At 45.6% G+C, this 11873-nt stretch carries 8 protein-coding genes and 1 tRNA gene; 4 read left to right on the top strand and 5 right to left on the bottom strand.

Features of this window, described 5'->3' with window-relative positions; all coding sequences use genetic code 11:
* Window positions 1–688 precede the first annotated feature (688 nt).
* The 5 genes from BN93_RS08195 to thrA all read right to left on the bottom strand — a co-directional run bounded on the left by BN93_RS08195 (window position 689) and on the right by thrA (window position 7902).
* Window positions 689–776: transfer RNA gene (locus BN93_RS08195), tRNA-Ser, on the bottom strand.
* A 369-nt stretch (window positions 777–1145) separates the two neighbouring features.
* Window positions 1146–2615: a glycoside hydrolase family 125 protein gene (locus BN93_RS08190; protein ID WP_019187861.1), complete on the bottom strand. Its 1470-nt coding sequence runs from the start codon at window positions 2613–2615 to the stop codon at window positions 1146–1148.
* Window positions 2616–2684: 69 nt separating this feature from the next.
* The gene (gene thrC / locus BN93_RS08185) at window positions 2685–3995 is read right to left on the bottom strand and encodes a threonine synthase (RefSeq protein ID WP_044260210.1); all 1311 of its coding nucleotides are present in this window, start codon (window positions 3993–3995) and stop codon (window positions 2685–2687) included.
* A 215-nt stretch (window positions 3996–4210) separates the two neighbouring features.
* Window positions 4211–5455: a cofactor-independent phosphoglycerate mutase gene (locus BN93_RS08180; RefSeq protein ID WP_019187859.1), complete on the bottom strand. Its 1245-nt coding sequence runs from the start codon at window positions 5453–5455 to the stop codon at window positions 4211–4213.
* 11 nt (window positions 5456–5466) lie between these two features.
* Window positions 5467–7902 (bottom strand): bifunctional aspartate kinase/homoserine dehydrogenase I, encoded by a 2436-nt coding sequence (gene thrA / locus BN93_RS08175; protein WP_019187858.1) that lies wholly within the window; start codon window positions 7900–7902, stop codon window positions 5467–5469.
* Window positions 7903–8360: 458 nt separating this feature from the next.
* Here thrA and BN93_RS08170 point away from each other — a divergent pair, with 458 nt between their 5' ends.
* From BN93_RS08170 to BN93_RS08150, 4 genes are all read left to right on the top strand, one after another.
* Window positions 8361–9431, top strand: a complete 1071-nt coding sequence (locus BN93_RS08170; protein ID WP_019187857.1) for an AAA family ATPase — start codon at window positions 8361–8363, stop codon at window positions 9429–9431.
* A gap of 414 nt (window positions 9432–9845) precedes the next feature.
* The gene (locus tag BN93_RS08160) at window positions 9846–10703 is read left to right on the top strand and encodes an AraC family transcriptional regulator (RefSeq protein ID WP_019187855.1); all 858 of its coding nucleotides are present in this window, start codon (window positions 9846–9848) and stop codon (window positions 10701–10703) included.
* A gap of 7 nt (window positions 10704–10710) precedes the next feature.
* Window positions 10711–11193, top strand: coding sequence for a hypothetical protein (locus BN93_RS08155; RefSeq protein ID WP_019187854.1), 483 nt, complete (start codon window positions 10711–10713; stop codon window positions 11191–11193).
* A 15-nt stretch (window positions 11194–11208) separates the two neighbouring features.
* Window positions 11209–11694: a hypothetical protein gene (locus BN93_RS08150; protein WP_019187853.1), complete on the top strand. Its 486-nt coding sequence runs from the start codon at window positions 11209–11211 to the stop codon at window positions 11692–11694.
* Window positions 11695–11873: the final 179 nt, after the last annotated feature.

The raw sequence follows: 11873 nt of genomic DNA, 5'->3' as shown, positions 1-11873 counted from the left end.
GCCCATAAACATACACGGTAAAGGTATAAATATAACCCTTTCGGACCATGAAACACGTGGCTGAATAGGGCGAAAAAGTCGTTAAAAAGTAGGTTTTTAGGTGCTAAAAGCAGGTTATTGGGGTTGAAAAATTACGAGATGGCAACCAATCTAGAAAGGCTAAATGGTGCAAAATGCAGCTTTTGTTCTCAGAAATAGACAAAGGAAAAGGCGTAAAAGACTATAAAAAGCGGCTTTTTAGCAACTTTTTAGCCTGTATTTTCGCTAGAACGGAGTGAAAAATAGAAAGGTTTTGTAAAATAAAAGATAAGAATTTAAGTTTTTGAGTTGATGAGTTGATGAATTATTGAGTTGATTGTTGGGTGAGTTTGTGGGTTTGAGGGTTGATATGAGTTTGTAAGTTGGTGATTGGGTGATTTTGTGAGTTGATGTGAGTTTGTATGTTGATGAGCTGATGAGCAGATGAAGTATGTAGGTTGATGAGCATGTGAGTTTATAGGTTTATGGCTTTTTGAGTTTGTAAGTTGATGAGTTGCTGTATTCGGGAGTTGTTGGGTTTTCGTGTGTTTATAAGCAGAGGAGTGGATGCAAAGAGGAAACAAAAATCGCTGTAAAACGTTAGTCTTACAGCGATTATTGTTTGTCTTTGCCAAGAGAAATAACTCTTTTGGCTTAGTTAAGACACTTGCGGAAGATGAGGGATTCAAACCCCCGATACCCGAAAGGGGTATACCGGATTTCGAGTCCAGCGCATTCGATCACTCTGCCAATCTTCCAAATGCGGTGCAAAGGTAACAATAAAATCACAAATACACGCATTTCAAACGATATTTTTCTTATTCGTGCCACATTAACGCGAGCTAGGTGTGTACAAAATGGTTTATTCTAGCTTTTTCAAACTGAGCCTTTTCGTGTTGTATGATGGAGAATTGCATTGGTGATAATGGTTTAAGGCATATTTTAAATATTCCACGCTTATTTCTTTTTCTCCTTTTTCAAGTTCACCTTCACCGTCTTTTTGTCTTTATCTGGCATCTTTCTCTTGTTCTTTCAGTGGCATAGTTCACAATGTAAGAAATAAGAGAAACATGCACAGATAAAGCCAAAAGCCATTGGAGTTAATTTTAGAACCTGTCTTAAACGATTTACTTTTTCACCTGAATGCTATTCAGCAAATCAACTTTTCCGTCGTTGATGAGTTTCAAAATCAGCTCGCCAAACAGCGTGTTAGGCCATGCAAACCATGCGCGGGTGTATTTGTGGTCATCGTCTTTGTTGAACGATTCGTGCATAACGCCCGTGTTGCCATCCGTTTCCATCAGCATCTTGATGCATTGTTTTATCTCTTCATCGTTCTGCGAGGTGAACGCTTTGAGCATAATGCTCATTGGCCAAGGGTAGTTTGCGCCGATATGTGGGCCGCCGATGCCTTCGCCTGCCTGGCCTTTAAAGAACCAGGGGTTGTCTTCGCTCCAAACAAAGCGGCGTGTGTTTTGGTAAATGGGGTCGTTTAATGGCACATCGCCCATGTAACCAAGGGCCAAAAGGCTAGGAACATTGGCATCGTCCATCAACACTTGTCCGCCATATCCATCTACTTCAAAGGCGTATATCTTGCCATACTTGGGGTGTTCGGTTATGGCATACTTCTTTAAAGCGGCTGCAACCTCGTTGGAAAGCTCTTTACACGACTGACTTAGTTCCTGATTTTTGTTTACTTTCGCGAGAATTTCGGCGGCTTTGTTCATTGCAGACACAGCCATGAAGTTGGAAGGAACGAGGAAAAGCATCGTTGTTGCATCGTCGGATGGACGGAAACAAGAGGCGATAAGACCCACTGGTTTTACGGGCGAGCCATATCCGTCGCCGCCCAAGGTTTCGGTTTGACGTGTCGATTCGCGTTCAAAGCGATATTTTCCCGGTCCGTCTTTGCGCTGTTGTTCTTTAAATGTGGCCAAAATCTTCTTTACGGCTTCTTGCCAAAGCGTGCCAAATACAGACGTATCGCCAGTAACTTGCCAATAGTGGTAAGCCAAACGGATGGGATAACAAAGCGAGTCTATCTCGTATTTACGTTCGAATACCTCTGGTTGCATCTCCGTTTTGTCGGTGATATGGCCTTCGCCCGTTGGCCCATCGTTAAAAGCATTGGCGTAGGGGTCGATGTTAATCTGTCGCAATTGCCTAAGAATAACGCCGCGAATCATGGCTTTAAGCTTGGGGTCTTTGTTGGCAAACTGTACATAGGGCCACACTTGCGCACCCGAATCGCGGAGCCACATGGCAGGGATGTCGCCCGTGTAGACGAAAGTATCGTCTTCGCCATTAAGCTTTCGGTAGTGAACCGTTGTTTCTAAGGTGTTAGGGAAACAATTTTCGAACATCCAAGCAAGGTATCTGTTGCCTTTAAGCAACTTCTTTACCTCTTCTATCTTCTTGTCGATAACCTCAGAACGGAATAACCTGTCCTTTACGTCTGGTCGTTTGCTAACATAGAGGCGCGTGTTGTCGGCAATGGCCTCGATGTATTCTTGTCCGTACACTTTGTTCTTTTGGGCCAACATTTGTTGGCTGGGCAGGGCTAGTAATGCCAGTGCCAAATAGAAAGATTTCATTAATTTATTGATTAGGGGTTTTGTTTTGTAATGGGCATGTTTAGAATTGGGCAATAGTGTTCGCATAGTTTAACGTGGCGCGTTTTGTAGAAGGAAATCCTTGAACTTGTCAAACGAATTGTTCATGCGATAGGTCTGCTTGCGCCCTTGCATAAAGCGAGCCAGCCTTTCGGGGATGTCTATTGGGGTGGGCAGCACAGCATCTACCGTTTCTTTGAACTTGGCGGGATGCGCCGTTTCGCAGAAAACGCCATGCTCGTTCTCGCTGAGCGACAGCTGCAATGCCTTATAGCCGCATGCGCCATGTGGGTCGAGCACATAGCCTGTTTGCTGGAAACAGTCGCGTATGGTTGCTCTTATCTCATCGTCATTGAAACTGAAACCTGCAATTAGTTGGCTTATCGTGTGGTGATTGCCGTCATACAGGTCGTAAATTCGGGCAAAATTGCTGGGATTTCCTACGTCCATGGCGTTGGCGATGGTCTGAACACTGGGCTTTGGCCGGTATTTACCCGTTTCTAAATATTGGTAGAAGACATCGTTTGCATTGTTGGCGGCGATAAAACGCTTGATGGGCAAGCCCATGCGATGGGCGAATAAGGCCGCAGTGATGTTGCCGAAGTTGCCGCTTGGCACGCAAAATACCAGTTCGTTTTGCAGACCTTGCTTTTTCATTTGCGCGTAAGCGTAGAAGTAATAAAACGCTTGGGGGAGAAAACGAGCCACATTTATGGAGTTGGCCGAGGTGAGGAGCAACTGCTCGTTCAACTCTTTATCCATGAAAGCCTGCTTTACCAAAGCCTGGCAATCGTCGAAAACGCCATCAACTTCGATAGCTGTGATGTTTTGTCCCAACGTAGTAAACTGACTTTCCTGTATGGCGCTTACCTTTCCTTTGGGATATAGCACGTACACGTTCACCCCTTCGACACCCAAGAAACCATTGGCCACGGCCGAACCCGTGTCGCCACTTGTTGCCACCAGCACGTTGATTGCTTGTTTGCGGTCTTGACCTACAAAGTGGCCTAGCAGTCGGGCCATGAAACGCGCTCCTACATCCTTGAAGGCCAAAGTTGGCCCATGAAACAACTCTAAGGCGTAGCAATTGGCTTGAACGGGCACCACAGGACAATCGAAAGCCAGTGTTTCGTTCACAATTGTTCGCAGGGCATCGGCCCCAACGTCTTCGCCGAAGAAGGCTTGTGCCACCGCGAAGGCTATATCTTGAAAGGAAAACTTGTCTATCTGTCCGTAAAACGTTGTGGGTAAGGTTGCTATTCGTTCGGGCATGAATAGGCCATTGTCGGCGGCTAAGCCCTTAACCACCGCTTCGCGAAGGTCTACCATCTCCGTTTTACCATTCGTACTGTAATATCTCATCTCTGGTTTTAAGTTTATGAGTTATTGAGTTTGTGGGTTATTCAGCTTGTGAGTTGTTGAGTTTGTGGGGGAGTTTATTGCTGAGCTTTGGCGTTTTATGGTTTATTGCCTTGAACTTACAGCTTGCAACTGGATAAATCCTGAACTAACTGTTTGAATGCCGAAGAACTTTTAAAACTCCTAAACTTAACAACTCACTAACTGATGAACCGTAACTATTGAATGTCCATAAATGTTTGCATAAATTGGTTCGGCCTAAGCAAACCATAGCTACCGCTTTTGCAACTCTGTTCATCGAAGGCCTGAACGGCATCTGGTGCGATGCCTTCGTGCCATATCAGGAACGGCACAGGCTCGTCTACATGTGTGCGAACCTCCACGGGTGTGGGGTGATCGGGTAGTATGGCGATACATATTGGCTCGTTCCAACTTTTCACCTTATTATATATAGGCCCCACAATACGACTGTCTAAGGCCTCGATGGTTTTGAGTTTCAATTCTAAATCGCCGTCATGTCCTGCCTCGTCGCTCGCCTCAATGTGCAAGTAAAGGAAGTCGTCGTGCCTTAAAGCCTCAATAGCAGCTGTGGCTTTTCCTTCGTAGTTGGTGTTGTAAAGTCCTGTTGCGCCCTCAACAACGATGTTACGCAAGCCTGCATAATGGCCGATGCCGCGTATAAGGTCTACCGCAGAGATTACCGCCCCCGACAGCACATTGGGATATAGCTGGGTAAGCGTTTTCATTGCCGGGCGATAACCGCCGCCCCACGGCCAAATGCTGTTGGCTTGGAGCTTTCCTTCGGCCGCTCTTTGCTTGTTGAAGGGATGGGCTGAAAGCACTTGTTGCGACTTTATTATCAGTTCGTTTAGCAAAGTTGCCGTTTCTCTGGCCGTCATTCTGCCCACTTCGCGTACATCTTCCCAGCCTTCTTGCGGTTTAACGAGCAAGGGTTGCCAAGGTTCATCGGGGTGATCATGCGGTGGGGTGCACTCTATATGCTTGTTTCCGCCTTTTATAATAAGCAGGTGACGATACTGAATGCCCATAGCGAACTTAACCACATCCGAGGACAAGGCCTTGTTTAAAGCCTCGATGAGTGGTTCGCTTTCTTCGGTTTTGAGGTGTCCGCCGTGGTGATTTCTTATCAAGCCGTCTGCCAAAGTAAGGATGTTACAGCGCAAGGCAAGGTCTAACGGCTGCATATCGTAGCCAATAGAGGCGGCCTCTAATGGGCCTCGCCCCTCATAAACCTTGCTTAGGTCGTAGCCTAAGATGGCTGTATTGGCCACTTCAGAGCCAGGAGCGAAACCTTCGGGGATGGTTTGCAGCATGCCTGTTCGGCCTTGTCGGGCTAATAAGTCCATGTAAGGCGTGTTTGCGTACTGCAACAGCGTCTTTCCGCCTAGCCGTTCAACGGGATGATCGGCCATGCCGTCGCCTAGTATGATGAGATGTTTCATTACAGATGAAGTTAAATGTTGGCAATGCTCATGATGTTGGCAAACACACCGGCAGCTGTTACATCGGCACCAGCTCCATAGCCTTGTATCTGCATGGGATATTGCTTATAGCGTTCGGTTGTAAGCAAAACGATGTTGTTCGAGCCTTCCAGGTTATAAAAAGGGTGGTTCTTGTCTACGGCTTGCAGGCCAACGGAGGTTTTGCCGTGGTCCATTGTGGCCACAAATCGCCACCGTTTCTCCTCTTTTGCCAATTGTTGACTCTGCCGTTCAAAGTCGGAATCGAGCGTGGGAAGGTTCTCCCAAAACTCTTCTAACGAACCTTTAAAGAAACTATCGGGTACAAAAAGCCGTTTCTCCACATCGGCCTGTTCTGCTTTATAGCCTGCCTCGCGTGCTAGAATCACGAGTTTCCTCACAACATCCGTGCCGCTAAGGTCGATGCGTGGGTCGGGTTCGCTATATCCCTGCGCCTTTGCGCGGCGTACTGTTTCGGAGAAGGGCACAGCAGCTGAAAGTTCGTTGAAGATAAAGTTGAGTGTTCCGCTCAATACGGCCTCAATCTTCAAGATATGGTCGCCCGAGTTTCTCAAATCGTTGATGGTACCGATGATAGGAAGGCCTGCGCCCACGTTCGTTTCGTATTTAAACTTAACGCCTCGCGTAAGCGCCGTTTGTTTTAGCCTTTCGTACTTCTCGTATTTCGAAGATGCGGCAATCTTATTGGCCGTAACGATACTTACGTTATGTTCTAAAAGCGTTTGATATAGGTCGGCAACGTCTTTGCTAGCAGTGCAATCCACAAAAACACTGTTAAAGATATTCATCTCCAATATCCCGTTACGCAGACTTTCGGGCGTGCATTTGTCGGCGTCTTTCAGCAGTTCTGCGTAGTTGTCTAGGTCTAGTCCGTTGCGGTCGAACATCATCAGCTTAGAACTAGCGATGCCAACCACGCGCAGTTTAAGACGTGAACGCATGCGCAACTCTTCGGCTTGACTCTTTATTTGCTCGATAAGCTTGCCGCCCACCGTGCCGATGCCACAGATAAAGAGGTTGAGTTCGGTGTATTCGGAGAGGAAAAAAGAATCGTGAATAACGTTAAGCGACTTGCGCAAGAAGGCCGCCGACACCACAAACGATATGTTTGTTTCGGCTGCTCCTTGTGCACAAGCAATGACACTAATGCCCGAACGCCCAAGCGTACCAAATAATTTGCCTGCAACACCTGGCGTGTTGCGCATGTTTTCGCCCACGATGGCGACAGTTGCCAGTCCGCTTTCGGCCTTCATGGGGAACATCGCGCCCATTTCTATTTCTTTCGCGAACTCGTTGTTTAGCACTTCTACGGCTGCTGCAAGGTCTTCTTCGCGCACACCGATAGAGGTGGAGTTTTCTGATGATGCCTGACTAACAAGGAATACCGAGATACCATTGTCGGCCAATACGGTAAATATACGTCGGTTAACGCCGATAACGCCAACCATCGAGAGGCCTGCAACCGTGATGAGTGCAGTATCGTTAATGCTCGAAATGCCTCGTATGGGCTTATCTGTTTTTTCAACCTTCTGTTTGATGGTTGTACCCTCGGCTTTGGGGTTAAAAGTGTTCTTAATTCGTATGGGTATGTTCTTTACGCATACGGGATAGATGGTAGGGGGATAGATAACCTTCGCGCCAAAGTTGCAAAGCTCCATCGCTTCGGTGTAACTCAGTTCCTTTATGGTGTAAGCGGTCTTGATGATGCGTGGGTCGGCCGTCATAAATCCGTCCACGTCGGTCCAAATTTCCAATACTTCTGCATCTAGGGCAGCTGCAAGTATGGCAGCAGTATAGTCCGAACCACCTCGCCCCAAGTTGGTTGTTTCTCCCGTATCTTGGTCTAACGATATGAATCCGGGCACAAGAGAGATTCGTGGTAAGGGCGAAAACGTGTCGACAACAAGCTTATTCGTCAGTTCGCTATCTAGCACATGCTTTCCGTTTTTGCGTCGGGTCTTGATAAACTCGCGCGAGTCGAACCATTTAGAACCTCGGATAAGTGCTGCCACGATATTCGAACTAAGTCTTTCGCCATAGCTCACGATGGCGTCTTGCGTTTTCTCGCTAAGGTCGCGAATAAGGAAAACGCCCGTATAAATGCTGCGCAACTGTTCGAAAAGGTTATCAACGGTGTTGAAAAGTTGCTCGCGAGCCGTGGTGTCGCTAATGATGGTGTCGATCATTTGGTGGTGACGTGTCATCATTTCATCGAACTCGCCTCTCCATTTCTCGTTTCCACCTACGGCCATTTGCGCTGTGGCGATAAGTTTGTCGGTAATACCTCCCAATGCACTAACAACCACAATCACAGGTTGTCGCTTAGCCTCGGTTTCCACAATGCGCTTTAAGCACAAAATACTCTTTACGGAACCTACTGATGTTCCGCCAAACTTTAAAACTTTCATCTGTTGTTATAATTTAATATTGTGTTGCCCCAAAACAAATGAGGTTGAACATAATTTCGATGCAAAAATAACAATAAATAGATACATCACCAACAAACAGCCTAAATAATTAATGGTTAAATTGAGCTTATTATCTTGCAATTCTCCGATTTCTTGGCTTTATTGCATATTCATTATCAGGCATAATGCTTGCGAACTTACCACTAAGTAGGGAGTTGGAAGAGATAAGGCACTGCAGAACTCACAAACTTACTACCTCAAATCAACACCTTTTTGGGGGCTTAGGCGATGCTGTTGATAGCTATTAGCTGCGCAAAACTGGGTGGCTATGTGTTGTATCGTAGTGTTTTCTGGATGTTAAAATCATGCCCAATACGGCCAAATAAGCGTAAGTTGTTTGGTGTTTCGATGGCTTATGCTTATATTTGCGAAAAAGTTCGTAACGAAAATTATCGCAAATGAAGAACCCATTTAAGTTTGGAACCATTGTTGAAGGTGAGTATTTCACTGATAGAGACGATGAACTGCAACGGATAAAGCAATTGCTGAACAGCAATAACCACCTGATACTTATCAGTCCCAGGCGATTTGGTAAGTCTAGCTTGGTGAAGAAAGCGGTAACGCAAGTGTCGCGGCCGTGTATTTCGCTCAATCTGCAAATGGTGGTTAGCGTTGAGGGCTTAGCGGCAATGATATTGAAAGAAGTATTTAAGCTGCACCCGTGGGAAAAGCTTAAACATCTGCTGAGCAGCTTTCGGGTTGTGCCAACTATATCCACCACACCAACGGGAGAAACCATTGACATAACCTTTCAAGCCACAACCGATGCCACGGTGCTGATAGAAGACGCACTGCAATTGGTTGAGAAGGTGAGCGAAAAGGGCGAATCGATGGTGGTTGTGTTTGACGAGTTTCAAGAACTGATGGGGCTAGACAAGGGTATCGACAAACGATTGCGTGCCATTATCCAAACACAACAACATGTTAACTACATCTTTTTGGGCAGTCAGGAGTCGATGATGACTGAAATTTTCGAGCGAAAGCGTTCGCCTTTCTATCGTTTCGGCGTACTGATGCACCTAGATAGAATACCACACGACAATTTTAGCCATTATGTTCTTGAACGATTGCCTGCCGATTGTGCGATGAAAACCGATGTGGTAGAGCAGATTTTAAGCACTACGCGTTGTCATCCGTATTATACGCAGCAGTTGGCTGCACTTGTTTGGGACTTTCTGACTTACAAAAAACTTGATGCAACAGAGGTGGTAGAGCAGGCCATTGCAACGCTTGTTCGTACACACGACTTGGATTTTGAACGCATTTGGCTCAACTTCAACAAAACCGACCGCAGCATATTGATGGGATTGGTAAATAATGTGCAGCTTGCAAGTAACCGCCGACTTCCCACGAGTACGGTATACAGCAGCGTTAAGCGGCTGATGCAAAGCGGTTATGTAATTAAGCTAGACGCTTTTGAAATTGAAGACCCGTTTTTTGCGCGCTGGATAAGGCAGCGGCAGGGGTAGAAAAGCAGAATGGAGTAGGGGGGTATATGGGCATAAACCCCAATCGCACGTTAAGAAAATCAGGCTTTCAGATCGCGGAAACTCAACATTACATCTGAATGATGATTAACGAATTGTTCCTTCCCTAAACAATGACGGGAGGTTTTTTGTGGCTGTTGTAATCTTACTTAACATTATAACCGCGTTTTTCCTTATCCACTTTGTTTCTCTTAAATTCTACCGTGAATCGCTATTACTTCCAGGGTTAGCCGTACAGTGGTTGATGTGGCAAACGTGTGGGTTATTAGTGTTGAACTTGTTGAGATCTTCTATTTCTTTCCTAGAAGATGCCTTAAAACGAATGTGTAAATTAGCAAGGTAGGAAAAGCGAACTTGCGAAATGCGTTGTAACTTTGCCAACATAATAAACCTCATGTGCGTACGAAGACCATCACCCATAATAGTTATATACAAAGTATCAATAAGGCGAGCCATTACATTGCCACACATCTTGACGAAACAATAGACGTGAAGACGTTGGCGCGCGTGGCCAATCTGTCCGACTTCCACTTCTGCCGTATCTTCAAAGCCATAAAAGGCGAACCGCCCATCGCTTTTATCGCGCGCCTGCGGATAGAAACAGCCGCCCAGCTGTTGCGTTACTCATCGCTTGCGGTAGAAGAAATTGCCTACAACATCGGTTACGAAAGTCCTGCCTCGCTTTCAAAAGCCTTCAAAAGCCGATATGGCATCACTCCCACACAATACAGAACGGATAAAAACATATATATTATGAAGAGAGAAGTTATCAATGAGAACTTGGCACTTAAAGCGCCAAAGCTAGTAACATTGGAAGATAAGAGTCTTATCTACGTTTCGCTGATGGGCGAATATGGTTCGCTAAACTACGATGATGCCTACCAATGCCTCTGGGGCGTAGTGAAATCGCAGAAACTTTTCACTAAGGAAATCGAATCGCTTTGCATCTCGTACGACGACCCAAAAGTTACCGAATCCAACCAACAACGTAGCGACGTATGCCTAGCCATACACAAACCTGCCAAACCCCAAGACGGAGTTAGTTGCAAGACGCTTGCTGGTGGAAAATACGCCATGTTTGCGTATCAAGGCCCTTACGACAACCTCGCTGCCGTGTACGATTCGGCTATGCGTTGGCTTGTTAATAGTGAATATGAACTGCGTGACGAACCTATGTTCGAGAAATATCTGAACAACTGTCAACGAACTTCCGCAGAGAAATTGAAAACCGAAGTGTATATTCCCATACGTTAATTGCCTTATGGATAGAACAAAAGCAAGAAATGCTGTTGGTGTAGCCCTAGCTGCAGCCTTATTGTTGCTCACCCTACTTGGTTCGGGCTATTTTATATTCACGTTGAAAGTTGGTTTTGTGCAGTGGCTCGCTTTCAATGCCTGCTCGCCTACAAGTTTAGTCTACCTTGTTTGTGTGACAATCTTTTGGTTGAAAGGCAATACAGCCTTACTTCCATTCGCCCTTTTACCAATGTATTATTTCGGAACGATGGGGCTTTTTACCTTCACTTGGAGTGGTGCAAACGTCTTTGCACAATTATCTCACATCACTATGACCCTCAATATTGCGTGGGCAGCATACGTTCTTTGTAGCATTGGCGATTATAAAGTCACAGCAAAGGGCTTGTCGTGGGGCATCGTGGTGTTTGTTCCTTACATCTCCTTTGTCATGTATTATTGTCGAACTCATGCCGCTGAAATCGGTAGATTGCTGCAAATGGTAGAATGAAAACTCCGAAATATTATGGTAAACGGAAAAGAAATGGACACAGTGCAGAGTCGTTGTAAGGAATGTTATGCCGACAGCAATCGGGCAACACCTTTGCTTAACCCCGAAGATTGTTTGCGTCATCATCGCCAATATGTGTGCAACAGCTGTGGCAGATGTATCTGTGCCGACGTAGATGCAAAGGGAAGGTTTCGTGCCAAGTTCCCTTTTAAGTCGCTTGATATAGCCATTTTGTATCTTCGGGCAGCCGAAGTGGTGTGGCAAAAGTCTTGCCAAATCTACGAAATAATGAACGATAAGGGGAGAAAAGAGTACAAGATATTCCCCTCGGAGTTGGAGTTGAACGATTATTTGCATAACAATAAGCATAAGCGTTGCACCTCAGCACAACCTTTGTTTGTGTCTCCTAGATACACGTCTTGCACTTCCCAGCAGCTGCGTATGCTAACAAAGGGTGAGATTGAGAAATATTTGAAGGAACGTTACTCGCAATACAAATGAATGTTGCCAAGAAATAGATTTTGAAACCACATTAACTCATTTCCCTTCGTTCTGCAAACTCAATGCTCTTGTATTGCAATTTACCACGCACTTGCATTGCTTTTGCCTTGCAACCATATCCCATAAAGATATAATTACGTCAAAAAGGTTGCCTTTATGTGTATATAAAGACAACCTTT

Source organism: Prevotella conceptionensis 9403948 (assembly GCF_000312305.1).
In the GTDB taxonomy this organism is placed as follows: domain Bacteria; phylum Bacteroidota; class Bacteroidia; order Bacteroidales; family Bacteroidaceae; genus Prevotella; species Prevotella conceptionensis.
Note: the sequence above shows the minus strand (reverse complement) of the source record. Positions and strands in the feature narration are given on the sequence as shown.

Excerpts from the sequence above, each read along its gene's own strand:
- BN93_RS08170 (WP_019187857.1), top strand. The coding sequence starts at position 8,361 with ATGAAGAACCCATTTAAGTTTGGAACCATTGTTGAAGGTGAGTATTTC.
- thrC (WP_044260210.1), bottom strand. The coding sequence starts at position 3,995 with ATGAGATATTACAGTACGAATGGTAAAACGGAGATGGTAGACCTTCGC.
- BN93_RS08190 (WP_019187861.1), bottom strand. The coding sequence starts at position 2,615 with ATGAAATCTTTCTATTTGGCACTGGCATTACTAGCCCTGCCCAGCCAA.
- thrA (WP_019187858.1), bottom strand. The coding sequence starts at position 7,902 with ATGAAAGTTTTAAAGTTTGGCGGAACATCAGTAGGTTCCGTAAAGAGT.
- BN93_RS08155 (WP_019187854.1), top strand. The coding sequence starts at position 10,711 with ATGGATAGAACAAAAGCAAGAAATGCTGTTGGTGTAGCCCTAGCTGCA.
- BN93_RS08150 (WP_019187853.1), top strand. The coding sequence starts at position 11,209 with ATGGTAAACGGAAAAGAAATGGACACAGTGCAGAGTCGTTGTAAGGAA.
- BN93_RS08180 (WP_019187859.1), bottom strand. The coding sequence starts at position 5,455 with ATGAAACATCTCATCATACTAGGCGACGGCATGGCCGATCATCCCGTT.